Source organism: Streptomyces flavidovirens DSM 40150 (assembly GCF_000429085.1).
GTDB lineage: Bacteria > Actinomycetota > Actinomycetes > Streptomycetales > Streptomycetaceae > Streptomyces > Streptomyces flavidovirens.
Genome location: NZ_AUBE01000005.1, coordinates 251,943 through 276,367 on the forward strand (window position 1 = coordinate 251,943; position 24,425 = coordinate 276,367).

At 69.8% G+C, this 24,425-nt stretch carries 14 protein-coding genes; 5 read left to right on the forward strand and 9 right to left on the reverse strand.

Translation table 11 applies throughout. The annotated features are described in order from the left end of the window. Positions 1-15 precede the first annotated feature (15 nt). From sbnA to G412_RS0110375, 6 genes are all read right to left on the reverse strand, one after another. Entirely contained in the window at positions 16-1,035 is a 1,020-nt protein-coding gene (sbnA, locus tag G412_RS33885; RefSeq protein WP_051338253.1) for a 2,3-diaminopropionate biosynthesis protein SbnA, read from the reverse strand. A 46-nt stretch (positions 1,036-1,081) separates the two neighbouring features. Continuing rightward, positions 1,082-2,152 (reverse strand): 2,3-diaminopropionate biosynthesis protein SbnB, encoded by a 1,071-nt coding sequence (gene sbnB, locus G412_RS0110355; RefSeq protein ID WP_051338254.1) that lies wholly within the window; start codon positions 2,150-2,152, stop codon positions 1,082-1,084. Beyond that, positions 2,149-3,153, reverse strand: a complete 1,005-nt coding sequence (locus tag G412_RS0110360) for a TauD/TfdA family dioxygenase (RefSeq protein ID WP_028812038.1) — start codon at positions 3,151-3,153, stop codon at positions 2,149-2,151. The genes sbnB and G412_RS0110360 overlap by 4 nt, the downstream gene beginning before the upstream one ends. A 67-nt stretch (positions 3,154-3,220) precedes the next feature. Further along, a complete protein-coding gene (locus G412_RS0110365; protein WP_028812039.1) occupies positions 3,221-6,514 on the reverse strand; it encodes a non-ribosomal peptide synthetase in 3,294 nt (1,097 codons plus the stop codon). Between the two features lie 17 nt (positions 6,515-6,531). Then, on the reverse strand, positions 6,532-9,063 hold the full coding sequence (locus G412_RS0110370) for a Pls/PosA family non-ribosomal peptide synthetase (protein ID WP_028812040.1): 2,532 nt from the start codon (positions 9,061-9,063) through the stop codon (positions 6,532-6,534). 144 nt (positions 9,064-9,207) lie between these two features. Beyond that, positions 9,208-10,716, reverse strand: a complete 1,509-nt coding sequence (locus G412_RS0110375) for a glutamate synthase subunit beta (protein WP_028812041.1) — start codon at positions 10,714-10,716, stop codon at positions 9,208-9,210. 250 nt (positions 10,717-10,966) lie between these two features. On the opposite strand from G412_RS0110375, the gene G412_RS0110380 reads away from it, so the two are divergent. Beyond that, positions 10,967-13,102 carry a tetratricopeptide repeat protein gene (locus G412_RS0110380; RefSeq protein WP_028812042.1) on the forward strand — a complete coding sequence of 712 codons (2,136 nt, stop codon included), beginning with the start codon at positions 10,967-10,969 and terminating at the stop codon, positions 13,100-13,102. Here G412_RS0110380 and G412_RS41710 read toward each other — a convergent pair. Continuing rightward, a complete protein-coding gene (locus G412_RS41710) occupies positions 13,083-14,861 on the reverse strand; it encodes a glycosyltransferase family protein (protein WP_028812043.1) in 1,779 nt (592 codons plus the stop codon). The two genes, G412_RS0110380 and G412_RS41710, sit on opposite strands and share 20 nt — an antisense overlap. A 1,003-nt stretch (positions 14,862-15,864) precedes the next feature. Between G412_RS41710 and G412_RS0110390 the strand changes: the two genes are divergently transcribed. Further along, positions 15,865-16,149 (forward strand): hypothetical protein, encoded by a 285-nt coding sequence (locus G412_RS0110390; protein WP_157839075.1) that lies wholly within the window; start codon positions 15,865-15,867, stop codon positions 16,147-16,149. Continuing rightward, positions 16,142-16,984, forward strand: a complete 843-nt coding sequence (locus G412_RS33890) for a DUF2637 domain-containing protein (protein WP_078606899.1) — start codon at positions 16,142-16,144, stop codon at positions 16,982-16,984. Before G412_RS0110390 ends, G412_RS33890 begins: the two co-directional genes overlap by 8 nt. A 381-nt stretch (positions 16,985-17,365) precedes the next feature. On the opposite strand, the gene G412_RS0110405 is transcribed toward G412_RS33890, so the two are convergent. Next, on the reverse strand, positions 17,366-18,811 hold the full coding sequence (locus tag G412_RS0110405) for a glyceraldehyde-3-phosphate dehydrogenase (RefSeq protein WP_028812045.1): 1,446 nt from the start codon (positions 18,809-18,811) through the stop codon (positions 17,366-17,368). A gap of 485 nt (positions 18,812-19,296) precedes the next feature. Further along, positions 19,297-19,758 (reverse strand): hypothetical protein, encoded by a 462-nt coding sequence (locus G412_RS0110410; RefSeq protein WP_028812046.1) that lies wholly within the window; start codon positions 19,756-19,758, stop codon positions 19,297-19,299. Between the two features lie 347 nt (positions 19,759-20,105). On the opposite strand from G412_RS0110410, the gene bdeA reads away from it, so the two are divergent. Together bdeA and G412_RS0110420 are read left to right on the forward strand one after the other, a co-directional pair. Continuing rightward, positions 20,106-21,050, forward strand: coding sequence for a bis(hydroxyethyl) terephthalate hydrolase (gene bdeA / locus G412_RS0110415; RefSeq protein WP_037648298.1), 945 nt, complete (start codon positions 20,106-20,108; stop codon positions 21,048-21,050). Positions 21,051-21,306: 256 nt separating this feature from the next. Further along, complete coding sequence (locus G412_RS0110420; RefSeq protein WP_028812048.1) at positions 21,307-24,102, forward strand: LuxR C-terminal-related transcriptional regulator; 2,796 nt, start codon at positions 21,307-21,309, stop codon at positions 24,100-24,102. The last annotated feature ends 323 nt before the right edge of the window (positions 24,103-24,425 follow it).

The window sequence follows — 24,425 nt, forward strand, 5'->3', positions numbered from 1 at the left end:
GTCCGCTGTTGCCGGTCAGGTGGTGGTGGCGCCTCGTCCGCGAGGGTCGGTGCCGGCAGGCCGGGAACCGGCCGGTGGCTCGTCGGAGTCGAACACGTCCTCGCCGTAGAGGGCCTGCAGCCAGTTGGTCTGGTACAGGGTGTCGAGGTAGCGCTCCCCGAGGTCCGCGGCGATGGCCACCGCGGTGAGGTCACGGGTGTCGTGCTGGTCGAGCCACCCCATCGCGCCGCTGACCACCGTTCCGGTGGAGCCGCCGAACAGGAATCCGCGTCTGGCCAGACGACGGCAGGCACGGATGGTGTTCGCCTCTTCGACGTGGATGACCTCGTCGACGTACGACTCGTCGAGCAGCGGTGGACGGACGCTCATGCCCAGTCCCGGAATCATCCGGCGGCCGGGGGGCCCGCCGAACGACACCGAGCCGACGCTGTCGATCGCGACGATCCGCACCGGACGGTGCCACTCCTGGAAGTAACGCGCGCAGCCCATCAGGGTGCCCGTGGTGCCGGCCCCGATGAACAGCACGTCCAGACGCGGGAACCCGCGAGCGATCTCCGGCGCCGTCCTGCGGTAGTGCGCCTTCCAGTTGCTCGGATTGGTGTACTGGCTGAGCCACACGTACCGGTCGTCCAAGTCGCACAGCGCGCGGACGTAGTCGAGCCGCGCGCCGAGGAAGCCCCGCTCGTTCTGGGCGGCGATGACGTGCACCTGGCTGCCCAGCGCCTCCATCATCAGCCTGGTCGCCAGGTTGCAGCGGGAGTCGGTCACGCACAGAAACCGGTAGCCCTTGCTCGCGGCGATCACGCTCAGCGCCACGCCCAGGTTCCCGGACGACGATTCGACGATGACCGACTCCGGTTTCAGGACGCCGTCCCGTTCGGCGGTCTCGACCATCTCGATCGCGGTCTTCAGCTTGATCGATCCGGCGAAGTTGAAGCCCTCGCACTTCAGGAAGAGCGAGTGCCCGAAGATCGGCCGGAGGTCGACGTAGAGGTCCTCCTCGTTGAAGGCCTGGGGAACGGATATGACGGGCACGATGGCCTCCTCATCTGCTGCGAAGCGCTCTCGGGCGTCTGTCGGTTCAGCCGTGTCGCCGCAGTTCGTGGAAGAAATCGTCGACGACGTGCAGTCCCCCGGAACGGGCCACCTCGTCGTAGACGTACTTGCCCACCGCCAGATCGAGAACCCCCAGGCCGAACGGCGAGAACACGACCGGCCGGTCGCTCGGAACCGTGACCCGTCCCTCCATCACGTCGTCCAGCGTGCCGTGCAGGAAGTCCCGGTTGCCCGTGAGCTGCTCGGCCAGGTGGGGCGAGGTGTTGGCCTTGAGGCAGTGCTCGACGTCGTCGACGATGTTGAACGAGTCGAGGATGATCTCCGGTGCCAGATCCCGCAGCGACACGTGCAGCACCAGCGGGTTGTGCTCGAACCACGACAGGTCGCTGACGTGCGGCTGCGCGGCGACGGTGGCGAAGACCACCAGGTCGCTGTAACGGATCAGCTCTTCGGCGCTGTCGTGCACGGTGATCCGCCCCGTGGTCCGCGACTGCTCCAGGTAGCAGCGGAGCCCGGCCGCGCTGTCGGCGGACAGGTCGTGCACGCCGACCTCGTCGAACGACCAGCCGGTGGCCGCCAGGAAGTCGTACACGTAACGGGCGATCAGGCCCGCGCCGACGAACCCGACGCGCGTCGGACGCGGTCGGTCGTTGCTGAGCCACTGGGCCGCCAGGACCGCCGAGGAGGCCGTCCGGGTGGCACTGATGATGGAGCCTTCCAGGCAGGCGAACGGGTAGCCGGTGCCATGGTCGTTGAGGATCAGCACCGCCGAGGCCCTCGGGATGCCGGCCGCCACGTTGTCCGGGAAGCTGGAGATCCACTTCAGGCCGTCCACCCGCATCGGCTCCCCGATCGAGGCGGGCAGCGCGATGATCCGGGAGGACGGGCGGTCGGGGAACCGCAGGAAGTAGGACGGCGGGTTCACGCTGTCACCGGCGCTGTGCAGCCGGTACGTGGCTTCCACCAGCTCCACGATCTGTTTCTCGCGCCCCTGCAGTACGCCCTCGACCTGGGCGCCGGAGACGACGGCGAACGTCGGCACGCCGACCGGCTCGCGCAGGGTGAATTCCATCGCGGGGGAACGCCTGGCAGTCATGGCGTGGTCACCTCCACGGTCGGCGAGCAGTCGGCCAGGCGCAACGGGTCGGCCATCCCGACGAGCACCTCGCGGGGTCCCTCGTAGGGCTCCCTGCTGTGTGCGGTGCGGACGTTGTCGACGATCATCAGGTCGCCGGCCTGCCACGGCTCGCGTACGGTGTTGTCCTCGTAGACCTTGTTGAGCAGTTGTACGACGTCTTCGCCGATGGGATCGCCGCCGCCGAACCGGGTGTTGAACGGCAGACCGTCGGCGCCGTACACGTCCACGAGGTACTCGCGCACCTCGGGGGCCATCGTCCACTCGTTGAGGAACGCGATCTGGTTGAACCAGCAGCGTGCGCCGGTGACCGGGTGACGCACCACAGCGCTGCGGCGCTGCCTGGTGCGCAGGGACCCGTCCGGCTGCCGGTCGAATGCGATCGCGTTGGCACGGCAGTAGCTCTCGACAGCGCCGACGTCGTCCGTGCCGAACGACTCGGCCACGGATGCCCCGATCTCGTCGTTGTAGCTGCGGGTGAGCAGCCAGCCTTCCCGCTCGAACCGCTCGGTCAGCTCGGCGGGCAGCGCCTCCAGTACGGCCGACGAGTCGGCCACCGCGGTCGCCCCGCCCTCCGTGGGCGCGTCGAGGCACGCGAACAGCATCAGACCGGGGAACTCCAGGGCGTAGCTCAGCTCGTGGTGCATGCACATCGGCTGGTTCGGCGGCCACTGGGACGAGGAGTACACGCCGGGGGCGTAGGTCCGCCGGGCCGCGAAGGCCTCCTTCTCGGCCATCAGGGCTGTGGCCAACTGCCGGAAGACGGTGCCCGTCACGTCCGCGTCGTGCAGGCCGAGGCCTCGGACCAGGACCGCACCGTACTCGGTGACGCGGGCGTGCAGTTCCTCCCGGTGCTCGGCCACCCAGCGGGCCGGGTCGCCTGCGGTCCCGGCCCGCAACACCGGGGGTTTGCCTGCTTCCAGCGCGAGGTCGAGCGGTGACGCCGGGGATGAGGTCGGCATCGCGTTCTCCTTTCGTTCGTGCCGGTCAGTTCGCGTCGGTCACTTCCTGTGCGTCAGTTCCTGTGCGTCAGTTCATGTCCGCCACGTCAGGAAGCCGGTCGTCGACGGCCCGCAGCACGGCCTTCGCCGCTTCCGCCGGGCGGGTGCGCGGGAAGTGGTGACCGCCGTCGGTGAGCTCATACAGGTCGACGTGGTCGGCCAGCAGTTGCCAGTCGCGGTGCCGCTCCCGGAACCCCGTGGTGACCGGATCGTCGGCGGCCACGATCACCGTGACCGGTGCGGCCAGTTTCACCGCCGGGGGGCTGCCCAGAGCGTCCGCGAAATAGCGGTGGGCGGACACCACGTCGTGCCGGTAGGCGGCGGCAATGTGCTCGACCTGCCCGGCATCGAGCCGACCGAGCCCCAAGTAGGCGCTGTCCGCGCTCAGTTCGGCGGCGATCCTGGCGTCGCTCCAACCCGTCAGCTCGGTGACGGCGGCGCGCCGGCCGGCGGCGTCACCGGGCAACTGGGCCGCCACGAACACCCGTTGGACATCCACCCCTTGCTCCTGAAGTCTGCGCGCCGTCTCCAGTGCCGGCGCGGCACCCGAGGAGTGGCCCCACAGCAGGATCCCGGTCAGGCCGAGGCGGCTGATCTCGGCGCTCACCTCCTCGACCACGTACGACAGTGAAGCGAAGGTTCTGCCCCCGGCGCTCACGTCGTGGCTCGGCGGCTCGACGGCGTACACCGCCGGTCCGATGCCCCGCAGGGCTCTGGCCATCGGCTCGAAGCTCACCGCGCCGCCGCCGGCGGGCGGGAAGCAGATGAGGGCGCCGGTCCGGGCACTGTCCGGTTCCGACAGGGGTTGCAGCAGTCCGGCGGACTGCTCGGGTCCGCCGTCGAGCAGCTGGGCCAGGTCGGCGAGCACCGGGTGACGTGCGACGTCCTTGACGGACACCGCGCGGTCCAGGGCGACCGCCAGCTTCACCGCCGACAACGAGGTGCCGCCCCGGTCGAAGAAGTGGTCCAGCCGCCCGATCCGGTGCTGCGGGATGCCGAGCACCTCCGCCCAGGCGGCCGCCAGCCGCTGTTCGGCCGGCGTCGTCGGCGTGCTGCGGTCCTCGCCGGCCGCGTCGAGTTCGCCGGCCAGCGCCGTCAGCGTCTTCCGGTCGGTCTTGCCGTTGGCGGTCGTCGGCAGACTTTCCCGCCAGTGGACGGCCGATGGGATCATGTACTCGGGCAGCGACGCGCCGAGCCGGTCGAGCAGGACGCCGGCGTCGAGCGGCCGGGGGCCGGTGCAGAAGGCGACCAGGTGCGCGCTCCGGCCGGGCCGCTCGGTGATCACCACCGCACCGTCGCGGACACCGGGCACCCGCAGCAGCGTGTTCTCGACCTCGCCGATCTCGATCCGGAAGCCACGGATCTTGACCTGGCTGTCCCGGCGGCCGAGGAAGTCCAGCTTGCCACCGGGCAGCCAGCGGCCGTAGTCGCCGCCCCGGTAGAGGCGCCGCCCGGCGCCGTGCGGATCGGTCATGAAGGCCTGCCGGGTGCGCTCGGGGTCATTGACGTACCCGCGGCCGACACAGACGCCGGAGAAGGCGATCACGCCGGGGGCCCCGAGCGGCACCGGTGACAGCTGCTCGTCGACGACGTAGACGCGCACGTTGTTGACGCACCGGCCGAGCGGCACCCGCTCGGTGTCCGGAACCCGGTGCATGACCTCGTGGTTGGTGTCGTCCGAGGTCTCCGTCAGGCCGTAGGCGTTGACCAGCCGGATGCCCGGCTCGGCCGCGAACCAGCGCTGTACGAGCTCCTTCTTCAGCGCCTCGCCGGTGGCCGACACGTACCGCAGGTCCGGCAGCTCACGGGGGTGCTGCTCCAGGCGGGACAGTACGACGTCGAGGTAGGACGGCACGACCTGCAGCACCGTGACCCGGCCGTCGGCGATCCTGTCCACGAACCGCCGGACGTCCAGGATCTCCTCCTGCTCGACCAGCAGGGTCCGCCCTCCCACCAGAAGCGCGGACAGGAGCTGCCACAGCGATATGTCGAAGCACTGGGGTGCCGTCTGGGCGACCACCTGCCCCTCGCCGATCTCCAGGTCGTCGATCTTGGCGTAGAGGTGGTTGAGCATGCCCGCGTGTTCACACATCGCACCCTTGGGCTCGCCGGTGGAGCCGGAGGTGAAGTAGATGTACGCCGCCTGGTCCGGTGCCACACGGACGCCGAGATCGGCGCCGGTGCGGTCCTCGGCGTAAGCCTCGTGTACGTGGAGCTTTCGCACTCCGGGTGACGAGCCGGGGGACGGAGAGCCGGGGGACGACGAACCGAGGGCCTGGTCGAGCGTGGCGGTGCTGCCGCGTTCGGTCAGCACGAGCCCGCACCCGGCACGGGAGAGGGTGGCCGCGATGCGCTCGGCCGGGAAGTGCGGCTCGATGGGCAGGTACACCCCGCCGGCCTTGAAGACGGCGAGAACGGCGGCCATCCAGTCCAGGTTGCGCTCGGTCACCACGGCGACGACACCTTCGCGCCGCAGGCCCCTGGCCAGCAGGGCGCGGCCGAGCCGGTTGGCTCGTTCGTTGAGCTCCCGGTACGTCCACTGCCGGTCGCCGTGCACGGCCGCGACGGCCTCGGGGTGGGCCCGTACCCGCTCCTCGAACAGCTCGTGGACCCTGCGGTCCGGCAGGTCCCGGTGCGGCCCGGCCAGTCCTTCGGTCTGGAACCGGAGCTCCTCGGCGGAGAGCAGGGTCTGCCGCCGGTGCTCCGCGTCCGGGTCGGCGGCGATCAGGGCGAGCGCGGTGAGGTGGTAGCCGGCGATCCTGCCGGCGGCGTCCGCGTCCAACGCGTCGGAGCGGTACCGCAACCGCAGCGAGAGACCCCCGTCGTCTCGCGACACCCCCAGCCCCACGACGACGTGTCCGGGGAGGCCGCCGTCGCCGCCGGCCGGGTCGAACACCGCCTCGGTCGACGGCCCGGCCAGGCGCAGTTCGTGCCTGAGTTCGTCGACCGGGAAGTCCTTGTGCGCCAGCAGTTCCGACTCGGCCCGGCGGGTTCGTACCAGCAGTTCCCGCCAGGATTCCGGTGCGGCGGTCAGCCGGCAGGGCAGCGGCGGGCCGCCCCCGGCGGTGACGTAGCCCGTGCTGACGTCGGGATCGCCGGCCAGAGCCGCGAGCACCTTGGTGTGCGCGGCGAGCACCACCGAGGTCAACGGCATCGCCAGGTCCCCGGCGAGCCGGTGCAGCGCTGCCGCGACGCCGTCCGGGACCGCCGCCTGGTACGTGGCGATCCCCGGCGCAGGGTCCGGCGCCCAGCGGGGGAGCACGGTGGAGCCACCGGCGGTGAGCACACCGCTCCAGAACTTCCGGCCGGCCTCGGTCCGCATGCCCGTTCTCCCTCCGCTCACCGTCGCCGCGTCGCGGGATCGTCGTGGCCGTCGTCGCGCGACGCGGCGGCGGGATTTCCGCCCCACCGGGCGTGCCGCGGCATGTCCTCGCCCTTCATCAGGAAGGAGTCGGCGGCGAGCACCGCGCCGTCGCCCATCGTCACGCCGTAGTGGACGAGGGCACCGACACCGACGGTGCAACCGGCGCCGATCGCGCTGTGGTCGGACTTGAAGGTGCCGTCCTCCTGCGAATGGCACTGGATTTTGCTCCCGGCATTGAGGGTGCAGTCGCTTCCGATGGTGGTGAGCGTCCGCTCCGTCACATAGCAGCCGTCGTCGAACACCCTGCTGCCGAGCCGGACTCCGAGCGACCGCCAGATCATGTTCTTGAAAGGAGTGCCGTTGAATACGTTCAGGTAGTGGTCGGGCACTTTCCACAGGCGTTCGTGCCACCAGAAGTACGGGTCGTAGATGGAGCACAGCCGGGGCTTCAGCGGGCGGAATCCGGTGAAGCAGCGCTCCAGCAGGACGAAATAGGCCGCGGTGGACAGGAGGCCGAGGACCAGCGACACGGCTATCGCAAGCTGTCCGGCTACGCCGTGCAGGTCGACGGCGGCGAGGCCGAGCACCGTGAGGAAGAAGACATGGAGCCACCGTACGAAGAGGCAGCAGCCCATGGTGCGGATGTTGTAGCGGTTCTTCGCGGCGAGGTTCCGGCGCAGGTTGTCTCCGGTCCGCAGATGGTCGAACCGGGAATCGCGTTCCACCGAGCGGGGAATTTCGAAACACGGGGAGCCGAGCAGCCCGACGCCTTCCCGTACTGCGCCATCGAGAGGGACCATCACCTTCGTCCCGAGCAGGCAGTTGTCGCCGGTCTTCGCGCCCGAGGGATAGGCGATGTGGTTTCCCAGGAAGTTGTGCGGCCCGATCGACGCCCGCGACACACGGAATGACGTGCTGGAAAATTCCGCGTTCATGATGGAAAGACCGTCGGCAACCATCGTTCCGCTGCCCACGGAGGCCAGATACGGGGTCTCGTGCTGTACGTCCGAGCCGAAATTCGACCCGGTCTGCTCCACTCGCGACAGGTCGTATCCGAGACCGCGCAGATAGTCGACGATGTAGGAGCTGTCACCGCAGAGCCAGAGGAAGAACTTCACGTTCGTCAGGCGCGTGATCGCCCTGTGCACCGAGTAGTGGAGGCCGTACAGCGGATAGATCCTTTCGGGCCGCATCACGAGGTTCAGCAGGCGTGGAACGGTGAGCAGCGTGGCGAGGCCGACGACGACGTAGCCGAAGAACAGCACGAGGGACGTGATCAGCGCGTCGAGGTAGAGCTTTGGCGACGTGAAGCCCACGGTGCCGGGGGCCAGCGCGTCGCCCAGCGCCGGGACCTCGGTCAACAGCATGTACAAGCCCCCCACGGTCAGTGGCACGTACAGCAGGAAAAGCTGGAGCAGGGTCAGTACGCCGTACCAGGCACGGCGCAGTGTGCCGCAGTGCGCCGGAGCGACCCGCACGTAGTCGACTTCGGTGCGCTGGGCGGGCGATCCGTGCCAGCGCTCACCGTCCGGGACCCGCTGGCCGCTGTACAGCGCCGACGTATGGCCCAGTTGCGCGCCGTCCCCCATCGACGTGTCGATGTCGAGGACGGTTTTCTCGCCGGCGAATACGTCCCGGCCGAGGGTGACCCGGCCGGTCTCTATACGTCCGGCGTGGGCCCGGTAGCACAGGAAGTGCGAGTCCTTGCGGATCACCGTACCGGTGCCGATTCTGAGCAGGTCGGTGCAGACCGGAACGGTGCGGGAGAGGATCGTGACGTGCTTGCCGATCCGGGCACCGAGTGCCCGCAGGTACAGCACGTACAGGGGATTGCCGACGAAGAAGACCATCGGGTTGGCGTGAAGCAGAACCTTGACGGTCCAGAAGCGCAGATACGTCAGCCCCCATACCGGGAATTCACGGGCCCTCCACCGGCCGATCAGGATCCATTTGGCGACGACCGGGAAGGTGCACAGACCCACGAAGGCGGCACCGCCGAAGAGAAGCGAACGCAGGTAGATACCGGCCGGCCCCGAAGCGTCGGAGACCCACGCGTACCCCCGGCCGGTGATGGCTGCCGCCAGGAACGAATAGCCGAGGAACAGCAGCAACTGGGCCGTTCCGCAGAGGACATAACGCAGCGTGCCGGCCGGTTCCACCTCCTGGGTCTGCACCGGAATCGACGGCTCAGCAGGAGCGGGGGCGGTTTCCTCAAGTGCCATCGCGAGACTACGGATCGTCGGAGTCCGGTAAATGTCCTTCATCGAGACCGACGGGAGGTCCGCGCGTTTCCTGACCCTCGCGCAGAAATGAGCCATGACGAGGGAATTGGCGCCCAAGTCGTCGAAGAAGTGGCTGTCCACCGACACCCGCTCGACACGGACGACCTCGGCCAGTACTGCGGCAAGGTTCTTCTCGGTGTCGGTCAGCGGGCCGGCATATCCGCGCTCGGCGAATGCTGATTCATCCGGCGCGGGCGGCAGAACCTCGACAGATTCTTCTTCCATGCGAACCCCTGAAGAGAATTCCTCCGGTCGCACATCATCCTCACCCAGTCTCCGTCGTCCACCGCCGGGCTGCCACTCGACTCGGGCCCGGTCGCCGGTCAAACCCGTTTGAACACGGACAGTTGATGACTGGTCAGAGGAGAGTTACGCCGTCAGGGGCCGGTCCGCCGGGGAGACCGGCGCCGGCAGCACCGTGGAGCCGGTCAGGTAACGGTCGGTGGCCGCGGCGGCGGCGCGTCCCTCCGCGATGGCCCACACCACCAGCGACTGGCCGCGTCCCGCGTCACCCGCGATGAACACGCCCTCCGCCCCGCTGCGCCCGTTCTGCGTCCGCTGTTGCGCCGGCACGGCGGCGAAGGCGGTGTCCCGCGCGAAGTTCCCCCGGCCGTCCAGTGTGAGCCCGAGCTGCTCCATCAGGCCGCTGTCCCGCTCGGGGCCGCGGAAACCGAGCGCGAGCAGCACCAGCTCGGCCGGAATCCTCCGCTCAGTACCCGCCAGCGGGCTCCTGGACGCCGGCTCCACCTCCGTCAGGTGCACAGCGCATACGTGACCCGCCGGTTCCCCCTCGAAGCGGAAGGTGGCGCAGGAGAAGACCCTCGGGTCCGTGCCGTGGCGCTCCCGGGCCTCGTGATGGGCGTGGGAGATCCGATAGACCTTCGGGTACACGGGCCACGGCTCGGTCTCGGGCCGGGTGTCGCCCGGCACGGGGTTGATGTCGAGCTGCGTCACGGAGGCCGCACCCTGGCGCAGCGCGGTGCCCAGGCAGTCCGATCCGGTGTCCCCGCCGCCGACGATCACCACGTGCCTGCCCTCGGCGGTGAGGGGCGGCGAGGCGCGGTCACCCTCCCTGGTGTGGTTGGACAGGGTCAGGTAGTCCATCGCCTGATGGACGCCGTTCAGTTCGCGGCCGGGAACAGACAGTTCCCGCCGCTCCGTGGCGCCGACGGCCACGACCACCGCGTCATGGCGCCTCCGCAGCGCGGCGGCGTCCAGGGCGCTGCCGACCCGCACACCGGTGCGGAACTTCGTGCCCTCGGCCCGCATCTGCTCGATCCGGCGGTCCAGGTGCCGCTTCTCCATCTTGAACTCGGGAATGCCGTAGCGCAGCAACCCGCCGATGCGGTCGGCGCGCTCGTACACCGCGACCGTGTGACCGGCCCGTGTGAGCTGCTGGGCCGCCGCCAGCCCGGCCGGCCCCGACCCGATGACGGCGACGGTCTTCCCGCTCAGCCGCTGCGGCGGCCGCGGTGGCACGTACTCCCGCTCCCAGGCGTGGTCGGCGATGGCCTGTTCGACGTTCTTGATCGTGACCGGATCGGCGTTGACGGCCAGTACACAGGCGTCCTCGCACGGTGCCGGGCACAGCCGCCCGGTGAACTCGGGAAAGTTGTTGGTCGCGTGCAGCCGCTCGGCCGCGGCGCGCCAGTCGCCGCGCGCCGCGTACGCGTTCCACTCGGGGATGAGGTTTCCCAGCGGACAGCCGCTGTGGCAGAACGGTATGCCGCAGTCCATGCAGCGCCCCGCCTGCTCGGACACCAGAGGAAGCAGCGGCTGCCCCGAGTGGACCTCGTTCCAGTCGCTCAGCCGTTCCCCGACGGGGCGTGCCCCGCTGGGCCTGCGGGGGGTTCTGAGGAAGCCGTAGGGATCTGTCATACGCGCCGCCTCCAGCGCCCGTCCGCAGTGCATTACGGCACTTTCATTACATTACGCTCCTTTTGCTCATACTTCACCCCGGAGGGGACTGCCGACCGAACACCCCCTGGCGTCGGAGCGGTTGTACTCATGAGGCACACCATCCGCGCATGGCGCAGCAGCTACCGTTGGGGCCTGATGTCGGATGCGGTACACGGTGCACGCGTGGCACCACGGGCCGCGACTTCGGGAGGACTGGGGTGGAAACGCAATGCTGGATCCCATGTCGTTGGCGGCCATTACGGCGGTGCTGGGCGCGGCCGGGTCGGGGATGGCGAACGAGGCGGGGAAGCGCGCCTGGGAGTCCGCGGGCGGACTGGTGCGGCGGATCGCCGGACGAGACGTAGCCGCACCGACCAGCGGCGCCGAAAGGGAGGCCGTGGCGCGTGTGGTCTTCGAGGGGGTACACCGTGACCCTCAGCTTGCCCTGACGTGGGAGGCGTTCACCCGGGGCATGCCACCGACGCGTGGCGCCGCCGGACGTCCCCAGCTTCCGCCCTCGGTACGGTTCTTCACCGACCGGCGGGAGGCGATGAAGCTTCTCGACGAGGAGGCGTCGCGCCCCGCCGACGGCCGGCCCCGGGTGGCGCTCCTGCACGGCGCCGAGGCCATGGGCACCAGCACCCTCGCTGTGCACTGGGGAAACAAAGAGGCACAGCGCTATCCAGACGGTCAGCTCTACGTCGACCTGCACGGCGGATCCAGCAGCACCGCACTCGACGCCTTCTCGGCGTTGCGCCGTCTGCTGCGGCAGCTCGGTGTGCCCGATGAAGAGATTCCGCCTTCGGGCGAGGGGCGGATCGAGCAATTCCGGCGCCTCGTCTCCGGCCGGCGACTGCTGGTCATTGCCGACCATGCCCATTCCGCCGCTCAGCTCCGACCGCTCATCACCGCGGCACCCGGCCTGTTCACCCTCGTGGTCTCCCGCCACCCACTGCCCGGCCTCGACGCGCTGCGCATCCCCGTCGGCCCCCTGGCGGACAAGGACGCGAGGAGACTGCTGACCGAGATCGCCGGCAAGCCGGCGGTCGCCGCGGCGCGTGCCGTGCTGCCGCCTCTCCTCGCCCGGTGCGGTGGCTCGCCCTACGCTCTGCGGGCTGCCGCGCTCCGGCTCGCCCAGCCGATGCCGGCGCCCCACGTGCGGGAGGAATCCGCGATGCACGAGGACGAGCCTGTCCGTACCGCCGTCGAGGACGCCTATCGCTCACTGGACGCGGACGCGGCCCGCGTGTACCGACTGATGAGCCTGCGTGCGTGGCCCGCCATCACCCCAGCCGCGGCAGCGCACGCCGCCCAGACCGACGACCGCGACGCCGCCCGCATCCTCGCTGAACTCGCCGGCCGGCAGCTGCTGGAGCACACGGACGACGGCCGCTTCCGATACCGCCCAGCCGTACGGCGGCACGCCGAGCAGGCCGCTGTACGCGACGACGGCATCCCGGCATGCGCGAGCGCCGTGGCGCGGGTCGTCGACGGGTACCTGTATCTCGCCCTGAGCGCGGCACGCGGCGCCCTGCCGGAAAGCTGGCGCGTCCCGTCACTGCCCGTACCGCCGGACCGGAGCGACTACACCGACCGTGGACAAGCGCTGTCGGTTCTCGCCGCCGAGTCCGGCAATATCGTCGAGGCGATGCGAGCAGCCGAGGAGTTCGGAAACCATGACACCGTCATGGCCCTCGGCCAGGCTCTCTGGCCGCTGCAGCTCAAAGCAGGCCACCACGACGAACTGCTGCCCGCGCTGCGCCTCGCGTCCAGCACAGCCGCCGCGCACCAGCCCGGCTCCCGCGCCGCAGGAGCACTGAAGGCGCAACTCGCCCACACCCTGACGGAGTTGCAGCGCTACGAAGAAGCGGAGGCGCTGGCGCTCGCGGCCGCCGCGGACGAGCGGACGGCCGGCCACATCCGAGGCCGTGCCTCATCGGTCGAGTTCCTCGGGCTGCTGCGGCTGCGACAGTGGCGCTTCGCCGAGGCGTACGCCTGCTTCGACGAAGCGGGGGAGATCTACGACGGGATCGGCCCCGACGACGAAGGCGCGGCCGACCTCCCCCGCGCCCGCGCCCTGCTCGAACGCCACCGAGGCCGTGCACTGCGGGGCATGGGAAGGCACCAGGAAGCGCGCGAGCACCTGGAGGGCGCGCTGCGATTCTTCCGGGAGTGCGGAGAGGCGTACAACACGGCACGTGTGCTCACCGATCTCGCTGAGACCCGCCTCGACACACAGGACCATGCCGCAGCGCTGCCGCTCGTCGAGGAGGCCATCGCGAAACTCGTGGGTGAAGGGGGGGAATACCACCTCGCCTACCTGAGGGCCATGCGCGAGCGGTGCCTCAGCCGGTTTCAGGGGTGACAGTGACGGGATGACTGGCGGTGCCGGTCCGGACGATCAGCCCCTGGGCGACGAGTGTGTCCAGTGGGTTGCCGGCGGCCAGCCACGCATGCAGCGCGGAAGCGCAGGCCGCGGGATCGACGTCCGCCGACGGCTGGGAATCCAGCCGCAAAAGGCGACCCTCGCGCAAGCGGACGGTGCAGGCGCCGGGCCCGGTGATGTAGGCGGCGAGGGCGCAGTCCGGGTGCAGTTGCAGTACCCCGGCCGTCCACTGTGCGGGCGAGCCGAGGCGCGGGTCCTCAGGGGCGCCGTACCGGAGGATGACATCGGCGAGGCCGAGAGCGTCCACATCGCGCGTGTCCTCATGGACAGCCGTATGTATGTCACCGTCGCCTGCCGGCTCGTACGCCGCACCGGCATAGCGCTCCACCACAACCTCTCGGGCCCCCGGCAACCGCGTCAGAACACGCAAGGGCGCCGTACGGCAGACGGGCTCGTACGGGGGGAGTGGCAGCGGGTCCAGGAGCGCGGGCCAGGACGGTTCGGGCATACCCATCAGGTCGTAGAAGAGCTGACGCAACCTGGCAGCGGACTCGCCGGGCAGCGAGCTGGTGAACTCCCCGGGTCCCGGCACCGGACTGCGCTGCGCGCCCAGTGACTCCAACTGAGGCAACAGCGGGGCGCACGGGTCCAGACGCGGCGCCCTGCGGACGAAATCGGCCGCCGGTGACAGCGGGTCGAGCCCGGACAAAGGAGCGGCACCCAGCAGTACGGGAGTGCCGAGAGCCGCCGCGTAGTAGGTGACGGCCCCGTGATCGCCGATGACCGCGTCAGCCGCGATCAGCGTCTGTCGCCAGCCTTCCAGCGGATCGATCAGCACCAGTCCACCGCGCCGGGCCCGGTCGAGCCAGGCACGAATCTGACCGGGACCGTGCCCATGCCAGGTATTGGGGTGCAGGACGGCGGCGAGGCGGTATTCGTCCGCCGGGAGCTCGGCGGTCAGGCGTGGCAGCAAAGACGGCAGAACGTCATCACCGCCGCCGTCGCCGAAGAGGGATTCCGGGTTCCAGGTGGAGTTGAGTACGACGAGCCGCTGGCCGCGCCGCACCCCCAGCGCCCTGCGGAACCTCTCCCGGTACGGACGAGCCGCAAGCATCCGGTCGAAGCAGGGATCCCCGGCGATTACGGCTGTAGGGGCAGCCTCAGGGCATGCGGCCCGCAGGCGATCGAGCTGCTCGGGATGGGAGAGAACCAGGGCGTCCGCGAGGGGAAGACCGGTTTCGTCCGACAGGAGCCACTCCGGGGACAGCCCGAAGACCGGCACCGGGGCTTCCGGCTTCCGGCTTCCGGCTTCCGGCTTCCGGCTTCCGGCTTCCGGCTTCCGGCTTCCGGCTTCCGGCTTCGCCAGCCTCTTAGTGTACCCAACACCATGCGAAATGACTACCAATGCCCCTTTCAATCCCTGGAGTTGACCGCCAAAGCTGGCCGAGATCGCGAGGTCGACCGGCGTATCGCGAGCCTGTTCCCAGGGCAGGACCGGCACCCCTGTGTCAGCGAGGAGTGCGGCGATTCCTGAGCGGAAAGCGGAGGATTCCGGGCACGTGGCCAGGAGCTGTACGCGCAAGTCGTCATGGAACAGCGGGAGAACGTCCAGCAGCCGTGTGATCGAGGTGACGTTGTGCGCCACGAGCAGCACCTTCTGGCACTGCCCCCGCGTGGCCCACCGAACGGCGTCGTTCCCGACCGGAACGCGTATCCACTCGGTTCGTCCCTGGTTCATTCCGTGTCCCTCGGTGCTCGCGCCTTACTGATCCCCGGTGTGGTTGGCCAAGTGGCCGCCGAAGCTTAACGCGGCGAGACAGCGACGGGACGCTCTTGAATCTGATTATGATCAGCTACGGTCTGGAGCACCGCCGAGGCACTCGTCACGCAGGTGTGCGACTGGGGTGGCCTCGATCAGCGCTCAGCGTGAGCGGTGGCCGAAGAGCCGGTCTCGGAAGCCTGGTCATCGGTTGGGCGTTGACACTCCGGTGCGTACGGCTCGCTGCCACAGACGCGGCACACCCCGCTGGGCCGGCAGTCCGAGCTCCCCGAAGGCCTGGTGCGCGGTGCGCTCCACGCCGTGGTGGATCTGGGCGGTGCCTGGGGGCCAGGGTGTGAGTCCGTCAGAACCCTGCTGAGGTTGCGGCGCCGCCGCAGTTCGGCGACATCGGCGCGTGGCATCCGGCCGACCGGCGACGGGACGACAGTCCACAGCACGGTGCATGCCGAAACGCCGGCAAGGGTGAGCCACAGCATGGTGTCTGCCATGAGAATTCCTGTTCCCGCCACCGATCATGGCGGCAATCGAAGACCAGCACTTCCGCAAGTTCTATCCCTGAAGGCGACAGTCCGCATAACGCTCGGGCATATTCCGGGTTACGTCGATCTCTTCGATTACAGCCGTGAGGACCCACGGAAGACATAAGCGGACTAACGGTGGCCTCCGTGACGGTGTCACAGCATTGCTCCTCATGTATGAGGATCTTCAGTTCAACAGTCCGGGGTAACGCACGCCAACGTCAAGACTCAGGCGTCATCTGCGGCGCGAAGTGCGCAGGTGGAAGCCGGGAGGCTTATAGCTCATGTCCCTGCAGAACTGATAAACCACTTGAAGGAAGTCATCCATATGCGACAAGGCCGCCACCCGTTTGCCGCGCATCCTGCTTAATCGGCAGACAGTTGGATGGACTATGACGAAGTCAAACCACTCCGAAACAGGCTTGCACCGCTTGATCAGTTCCATGAGCGATACGACCGCCCCTGCCGTACGGGTCGGAGATATGACTGTTTCTGTCGTACGGATGGGGTCGTGGGTGTTCACGCCGGCCTCTGCCCGCCTGGCTCGGCAAGCGAACGCCACCTTGCACGACAAAGACCGGTGCGTCGATCTACAGTACTCGTCCTCGATTGTTGAAGATTTCCTGACGGCGATGGCAAGCATCGAGGATGACTTCGCCGCCCTGTCCACCTCCGCCCTGCCTGAGCGGCACGACAATGACCGGACGGGGCAGAGCTTTCATGCATGAGACGCGGCGCGGCCGCCACAGCCGGGTCGACCCGCCCTCACCTCCAAGCTCTGACGCCGCCTGGACCCCGCCCGTTACCGGCACTTCGTACACCGGAGCCGGCGATCAGCTTTTCTCCTCGATCGACCCGTGGGACCCGGCAGAGGAACTCGCCCACCTTCTGCAAGAGGCCATCGCCGCCGAGGCGAGCACCGCCACCCTGACTGATGCCGGTGCGCCTTCGGGCACGGAAACCGACGACGCCCAGCCCGAGGGGCTGGGCGACTTACCGCTTGCGGGCCTGACGGAGATCACGGCAGAACTACCGCCCGTGCGCCCCGCGACGCCGGGCCGTCGCAGACCCCGCTCGCGCAAGCGCCCGGCCACCGGCGCACTGCAGCGGACGAGTTTCGCCCTGGCCGCGCTCGCCGCCGTCGTCGTCTCCATGGTGTGCGTCTTCGGCGGCATGGTCACCTACGACCCGCTGCGCCACCTCGCCCGGTATCGCACCACAGCAGGCGCGGTCAGCTGGTGGCCGCTGCTCGTGTACGGGCCGTGGATGGTCGCATCCCTGTCCATCCTGCGGGCCGCCCTCCACCAACGCCGAGCGGCACACTCCTGGGGAGTCGTACTGCTCTTCTCCACTGTCTCCATGGTTCTTTGCGTAGCGCAGGCGCCCCGCACCCCGGTCGACGCCGCAGCAGCCGCACTGCCCTCCCTCGCCGCTCTTGCCTGCTTCCAGCAACTCGTCCGCCAGATCACCCTCACCCGGCCACCCCGCCAGACCGCGCCCCGCCACAGGAGCCCCGCCTCCCCACTCCAACGCCCCGCGAGCCAAAGCGGGAAGCCGACGTAGCCGGAGTCACGGGCACGGTCTCTTGATGCTGTGTCAGAGGCCGGAGGGACCGACGAGCGCTGCAGCAAGGCTGAGGACGGTGGCCAAGAGGGCCAGAGTCAGCACCAGGAGCCGCAGGGACGACACCACGCGCTCCCACCGGTCCGCTCCGTGAGCGGGATCCTCAAGCAAGGGAGCATTGTCCGGCCAGTTCTGTTCCACGGGCTTCGTCGTTCGCACATCGTTGTCTTGACAGTTCATTCCCTGCCAACGCGGCCGCGCCGACCGTGGTGACGGCACCGCAGGAACCGTCATCTGATCGACGCGGCCGATACGTCGTACGTCCTGCGTACCCCGGTTTGCCGGGCAGCCCGCAGGCTGCTCCTCCGCAGTCCGCCGAGATCAGACCGCCGGGGCCGGGAAGGTCGGGTACTCCACCCCGGAGACGTGCTGGACAACGCGGATGACCTGGCAGGAGTATCCGAACTCGTTGTCGTACCACAGGTAGAGGATCGCGTTGTCGCCGTCCACCTTGGTGGCGCCGGCGTCGACGATCGAGGCGTGGCGCGAGCCGATGAAGTCGTTCGAGACCGCGTCGGGGGCCGTGGTGAAGTCGATCTGGCGCTTGAGCGGCGAGGTCAGCGACACGTTGCGGAGGTAGTCGAGGACCTCCTCGCGGTTGGTCTCGCGGCCGAGGCGCAGGCTGAGGATCGCGATCGAGACGTCCGGCACCGGGACGCGGATCGAGCTGCCGGTGATCGGCGCCTTGAGGTCGGGCAGCGCCTTGGCGACGGCGGAGGCGGCACCGGTCTCGGTGATGACCATGTTGAGCGGCGCCGAGCGACCGCGACGGTCCGCCTTGTGGTAGTTGTCCAGCAGGTTCTGGTCGTTGGTGAACGAGTGGACCGTCTCCACGTGGCCGCGCAGGACGCCGTACTCGTCCGCCATCGCCTTCAGCGGCGGGACGATCGCGTTGGTGGTGCAGGACGCGCAGGACAGGATCTGCTCGTCCGGCTTGATCGTGTCGTGGTTGACGCCGTGGACGATGTTGGGCACATCGCCCTTGCCCGGCGCGGTCAGGACGACCTTGTCGATGCCGGGGCGCAGGTGCGTCGACAGGCCCTCGCGGTCGCGCCACTTGCCGGTGTTGTCGATGAGGATGGCGTCCTTGATGCCGTACGCCGTGTAGTCCACCTCGGACGGGTCGCCGGCGTAGATCACCTTGATCTCGTTGCCGTTGGCGATGATCGTGCTGTTCGCCTCGTCGACGGTGATCGTGCCCTGGAACTGGCCGTGAATGGAGTCACGGCGCAGCAGCGAGGCGCGCTTGACGATGTCCTGGTCGCCGCCCCGGCGGACGACGATGGCACGGAGCCGCAGGCCGTTGCCGGAGCCTGCCTTCTCGATGAGCAGGCGGGCGACGAGGCGGCCGATGCGGCCGAAGCCGTAGAGGACGACGTCGCGGGGCTCGCGGCGCTCGATCTTGTTGGCACCCGTGGCGCCGGCGACGGCCTCGGCGGTGAACTCCTCCACCGAGAGACCGCGGTCGTCACTCTTGTACGTCGCGGCGAGCATGCCGATGTCGATCTGGGAAGGGCCGAGATCGAGTGTGGTCAGAGCCTGCAGGAACGGCAGCGTCTCGGTGACCGAGAGTTCCTCACCGGCGATCTGCCGGGCGAATCGGTGGGTCTTGAGAATGCTGACCACCGACTTGTTCACCAAGGAGCGGCTGTGAAGGAGGACCGTGATGTCCCTCTTCCGGTGCAGCTTCCCGATGACGGGGATCATCGACTCCGCGATCTCCTCGCGGGTCTTCCAGTTGGTGAACGAGTCGTCGTTGACAGTCACAGGTTTATCTTTCGAGCTAGGCGGCGCTCATATGCTAACCCCACGTTGGTTTGATCATTCAAGCGGTCTCATCCGCGTGAGATGTATGTCCTGGTTTGCAATGGTGCGCCCCGTCTGGCCCCTTGTGCGATGTGCGCCGCGAGAGCTGGTGAGAAGGCCCTTGCCGGAGTCGACGGCGGAAAATACGGCCCTGGCAGTATCTTCTAGTCCGATTTATTTATTGCCCGAAGGAGACGGTCGCGCTCACTCGATCCGGTTTTCTGGCCGGCCGTGGGCGTACCACTCGCGCGTAAATGCCGTTGTAACGGCATGGACAGCACATTCACCGCCAACGCGAATTTCGCGAGTCACGCCATTCCGTCTCGGTCGTACGCCGAACTCGCCGGTGCCTACTGGATGGATTCACCGATCTACTCCGCGCGCGCCGCTGATCGGCAGGCCGGTGAGCGGAGGAATCCCGGACCGGGCGAAGCGCAAGGGGATGCCTACTCGTCGACAAGAGCGGCGAGCCTCCCGACCGCCTGATGGAGCGCCAGTTCCAGTGCCGTCGGGAGGTGCAGCGCGCCGCTGCCGTCGGGAGGGACGAGCCATCGCAGGGAACCCGCGGCCCGGCAGGGCGGGGGAACCGAGATCCAGGCACCTTCGCCGGCGTAGCGGATACCTCGCCCGATCCAGGAGGTCATCGGATCCGGGGGGAGGAAGAACCCGACCCGGTGGGCGGCGAAGTCCGCGAGTGTGGGGCCGGGTTTCGGCAAGGGGATCCGCAGGAGAGCGTCGAGGGCGAGAAGGCCGAGTTCTTCCGGCACGCTGAGCACGTCCCAGAACCGTCCGGCGGGCAGTAATACTGTGCCATTTTCTCCGTGGGCCCATTCCCGCTTGCACGCCTGGGGGTCCGTCGCGGACGCGGCGAGCCACTCAAGAGCTTGTTCGGGAGGCGTATTTCTCATGTCTCTCCTCTTCGACCCAGAAACCGAATGAGCGGACAGCACCGCCGGGGGAGTGGACCGCTACCAATTCCCTGGCCACGCCCTGGTCATATTCATAGATATTTCTGGCTGATGGAAGGGGTGGCGGGAGGTGGCGTTTCTCTGGCACACGGCACACGCGGCACACGGGGCAGCGCGACGCAGGTGATTCCGCCGATGCCACCGCGCCGGGCGTACGGCGACAGTGGCACCCGCCAGCGAATACGGCGGTGCCCGCCCCCCACGTACGACCGGCCCAGTCCTCGGCGACGAGTGCCGTGCCGGGCCCGGCGCAGCGGCTCCGCCACGACCGAGAGGACGACTCAGTCGTGCAGCAGTTCACCAGCGAGAACAGCGGTGGCGCTCACAGCGCCCCGGCGCACCACCGACACGGAAAGGGCCGCTTCCGGTCGCTCATGGCCGGCTTGGCGGCGCTCCTTGTCGCCGGCGGGCTCAGCACCGTAGCGACCCCCGCGGCCCGGGCGGCGGACAATCCGTACGAACGCGGCCCCGCCCCCACCACAGCGAGCATCGAAGCGCCCTCCGGCCCCTACGCGGTCTCGCGGACCGCCGTCTCCTCCCTGGGCGTCACCGGTTTCGGCGGCGGGACCGTCTACTACCCGACCTCCACCAGCGACGGCACGTTCGGCGCCGTGGCGGTCTCTCCCGGATTCACCGCGAGCCAGTCGTCCATCGCCTGGCTCGGTCCGCGCCTCGCCTCCCAGGGCTTCGTGGTCTTCACCATCGACACCCTCTCCAGGTACGACCAGCCCGGCAGCAGGGGCCGCCAACTGCTCGCCGCACTCGACTACTTGACCGAGCGCAGCACCGTACGCGGCCGGATCGACAGCAGCAGACTGGGCGTGATGGGCCACTCGATGGGCGGCGGCGGCTCGCTGGAGGCGGCCAAGAGCCGGCCGTCCCTCCAGGCCGCCATCCCGCTCACCGGGTGGAACACCGACAAGACCTGGCCGGAGATCCAGACCCCGACCCTGGTCGTGGGGGCCGACGGCGACACGGTCGCGCCGGTCGCCTCGCACTCCGAGCCCTTCTACGAGAGCCTGCCCTCCTCGCTCGACAAGGCGTACCTGGAACTCAACAACGCGACGCACTACACGCCGAACTCCTCCAACACCACCATCGCCAAGTACAGCATTTCCTGGCTCAAGCGGTTCATCGACAATGACACCCGCTACGAGCAGTTCCTCTGCCCGCTGCCCCGCCCGAGCCTGACCATCGAGGAGTACCGCGGCAACTGCCCGCACGCTTCCTGACGTTCTTCCGCAGTCCAGCGACGCCGGTGCCGGTCGCGTGCCCCGCGGCCGGTACACCGGCACGCCGTTCGTCCGTACCGTGTGCGCCGGCACAGACTTGGCCCGCCGACGCTGGGCACGCGCCCAGCACCGACCCGTCCGACCCCGCGTTTGCCCAGGTGAGACGGGGGTCCGGACCTCCCGCGCTCCCACTGACACCAGGCTTCCGTCACTGCTTACGCGGAAGTAACGTGAGTGGCGTGACCGGAAAACGACCGTGAGCAGCCCTCTCCGGCTATACGGCCGGTGTTCTGAACTGGAAGCCGTGGCAGCCCTGTCGGACCGGCTGCGGTCCGGCCGCGGCGGCGCGCTGCTGTTCGCCGCGGAGCCCGGATTCGGCCGCACCGCGCTGCTGGGCCGCGCCGCCGGCGACTTCGGGGCCGGTCCCGTCCTGCACACCAGAGCCGTACCGGCCGAGAGCCGCCTGCCCTACAGCGGAGTGCACGCGCTGCTGTGTGCCGCCGGTGACGTGCTCGGCGCCGCACCCGCCGGCATCCTGCGCTCCGGCCTCGGGCCGGGCGGCCTGCTGGAGTTACTGCGCGCACTCGCCGCCGGGCGGCCGCTGCTCGTCTGCGTCGACGACGCCCACCTGTGGGACGCCCAGTCGCGCGCCGCCCTCGGATTCGCGGCCCGGCGCCCGGACGCCCTGCGCGCGGTCGGGCTGCTGCTGTCCGCGGCCGGACACCGGTCGTACGATCCCGACTTCGAGGGGGTGCCCGTCGTCCGCCTCGGCCCGCTCCCCGACAGCGCCGCGCGTGACCTGCTGGACGAGCTGGCGGGGGCGGGCACGGACCCGGCGGTACGGGAGGCACTGCTGTACGAGGCCGGGGGCAACCCGGCCCTGCTGGAGGTACTCGCCGGCCGCCTGTCACCGGACCAGCTCTCCGGGCACGCGCCGCTGCCCCGGCCGCTCGCCGGCGGAGACGCCCTGCTGCGCACGGTCGGTGGCAGGCTGGCCGACCTGCCGCCGGACACCACGTTTGTGCTGCTGCTGGCAGCCGCCGCACAGGAGCAGACCCCCGAAGCCGGGGGAGCGGACGCGGACCTGGTCCTGCGCGCCGCCCGGAACGCCGGTATCGACCCGGATGCGCTGGACACGGGGGAGGCGGCAGGGGTGGCACGTACCGACGGGGACCTGATCCGCTTCGAGAGCCCGCTGCTGCGACGCGCCGTTCACTCCGGTGCCTCTTCGGCTCGCCGTCGCGCCGCCCACCAACTGCTCGCGAACGCCCTCGCGGGGGACCGGCACCGCTTCCCGCGGCTGCTGCACCGCGCCCTGGCCGCCGACGGCCCCGCCCCCCGCCTCGCCGCCGAACTGGCCGCGGCCGCCGCCACCGCGGACCCGTGGATTCCCCGTCTGCGGCGCTCTCTGGCCCTCGCCCGGGCGGCCGAACTCACCACGGCCGACGACAGCGTCCGCATGTCACGCATGACGGACGCGGCGGAGCAGGCCCGGCTGGCCGGCCACCCGCACCGGGCGCGCGAGCTGCTGGCCGCCGCTCGTGAGGGGACGGCCCATGACGCCGTACGCGGTCGGGCGGAACTCGTCACCGGCGCCCTGGCGCTGGGCGACGGCCCCGCCGGGGACGCCTACGGGGCGCTGCTGGTGGCGGCCGGCCTGCTCGGCCCGTACGAGCCCGAACGCGCTCTCGAAGCCCGGCTCGCTGCCATGGAAGCGGCCTGGGCCGCCGGTGACGCGCCGGCCTGCGTGGCCGCGCTCGGCGGCGGCGCGGACCCGGCGCCGGTCAGGTCCGCGACGTACCGGGCACGCCACGACCCACCGGCGCGGGCGCCGTCCCCCGCCCTGGGCGAGGACGGGGCGGGCCGTGACTACCGGGCCGGAATGCTGGCCGCCCTGGAGGCCAGGCCCGACGAGGCCCGGCGGGCGCTGCGCCGCGTACTGGACCGGGCCGTCAGCGACGACGATCCGGTGCGGCTGCTGCGCGCCGGGGCCGCCGCGCTCGTCCTCGGTGACATCCGGGCGGCATGCCGGGTCAACGCGCGGGGTCTGGCCGTCGGCCGGGCCCAGGGGCTCGTCGCCCTCGTGCCCAAACTCCTGGAGCACCTGGCCTACGCCGAGTTACGGGCCGGCCGGCACGCCCGCGCCGGAGCGCACGCCCGCGAGGGACTGCGCGCCGCCCACCGCGCCGGGCAGCGCAACGCCGCCGCCCACCAGCACGCGATCCTCGCGCTGGTCGCATCGGTCGAGAGCGACGCCGCGGCCGTGGCCGCACATGTCGCGGCGACCATGGCAACCGCCGGCCCGCACGGACTCGTCCAGGCCGCCACCCTGGCCGAGTGGGCCTCGGCCCGAGCCGATCTGGGGCGCGGCCGCGCTGTCGAAGCCGCGGCCCGGCTCGGCCCGTTGGTACGAGCGGGACCGCGCCGGGGGCATTTCGCCGTCCGCATGCTGGCCGTTCCCTGCTTCGTCGAGGCCACCGCGCTCGCCGGGCAGCCCGACGACGCACGTGCGGCCGTCGCGGAGTTCGCCGCCTGGACGGCCCACGGCGGTGATCCGCAGGCACCCGCGCTGCTCGCCCGCTGCCGTGCGCTGCTCGCGGGCCCTGAGGAGGCCGAAGCCCTGTACGCCCACGCCCTGGCCAGACATGAACTGGCCGACGGCGACTTCGAGTGGGCCCGCACCCAGCTGCTGTACGGGAAGTGGCTGCGGCGCCGGCGTCGTCCGCGTGCGGCGAGGGGCCGCCTGAGGGACGCGCTGGTCGCCTTCGAGCGCTCCGAAGCCCGTACGTGGGCCGACCAGACGCGAGCGGAGCTGCGGGCCACCGGCGACCTGGCCGGGGGTGAACCGGCGGGGAGTCTGTCCTGCCTGACGCCCCAGCAGCTACGGATCGCCCACTGCGTCGCCGAAGGTGCGACCAACCGTGAAGTGGCGCTGCGCCTGTCCGTCAGCCCCCGGACCGTCGACCACCACCTGCGCAATGTCTTCGCGCTGCTGGGTGTGCGCTCCCGTGTGGAGCTGTCCCGGTTGGTGGACCGTACCGGTGGTAACTGACGCACGCGCGCGGAGACGGTCACGCGGGGCGTATCGGTTGAACTCCGATATGGCCTCCGGTCCGCAACGGCCTTCGCCGCAATTACCACGCACTGATCGCGGAGGCAACCACTCCCCTTCCCGGCATGGCTGGTTATGATCTGCATCCCCACGTCTCACCCCCTGCCGGTCCGGTCGTCCCCAAGTCCCGCTCCCCGTCTCCCGCCGGCCCGGCCGCTGGTCCTTCTCTCCGCTCTCCCTGCGTCCCCGAGGACTGATGTCTCCCATAGCACCCGAAGGCTCACGCGTTACGCCGAGAAGTCGCCGCCGGCGTACCGTTCGCC

Excerpts from the sequence above, each read along its gene's own strand:
- G412_RS0110380 (WP_028812042.1), top strand. The coding sequence starts at position 10,967 with ATGCTGGATCCCATGTCGTTGGCGGCCATTACGGCGGTGCTGGGCGCG.
- G412_RS33890 (WP_078606899.1), top strand. The coding sequence starts at position 16,142 with ATGCATGAGACGCGGCGCGGCCGCCACAGCCGGGTCGACCCGCCCTCA.
- G412_RS0110375 (WP_028812041.1), bottom strand. The coding sequence starts at position 10,716 with ATGACAGATCCCTACGGCTTCCTCAGAACCCCCCGCAGGCCCAGCGGG.
- G412_RS0110370 (WP_028812040.1), bottom strand. The coding sequence starts at position 9,063 with ATGGAAGAAGAATCTGTCGAGGTTCTGCCGCCCGCGCCGGATGAATCA.
- G412_RS0110390 (WP_157839075.1), top strand. The coding sequence starts at position 15,865 with ATGAGCGATACGACCGCCCCTGCCGTACGGGTCGGAGATATGACTGTT.
- sbnB (WP_051338254.1), bottom strand. The coding sequence starts at position 2,152 with ATGACTGCCAGGCGTTCCCCCGCGATGGAATTCACCCTGCGCGAGCCG.
- G412_RS0110360 (WP_028812038.1), bottom strand. The coding sequence starts at position 3,153 with ATGCCGACCTCATCCCCGGCGTCACCGCTCGACCTCGCGCTGGAAGCA.
- G412_RS41710 (WP_028812043.1), bottom strand. The coding sequence starts at position 14,861 with ATGAACCAGGGACGAACCGAGTGGATACGCGTTCCGGTCGGGAACGAC.
- G412_RS0110365 (WP_028812039.1), bottom strand. The coding sequence starts at position 6,514 with ATGCGGACCGAGGCCGGCCGGAAGTTCTGGAGCGGTGTGCTCACCGCC.
- G412_RS0110410 (WP_028812046.1), bottom strand. The coding sequence starts at position 19,758 with ATGAGAAATACGCCTCCCGAACAAGCTCTTGAGTGGCTCGCCGCGTCC.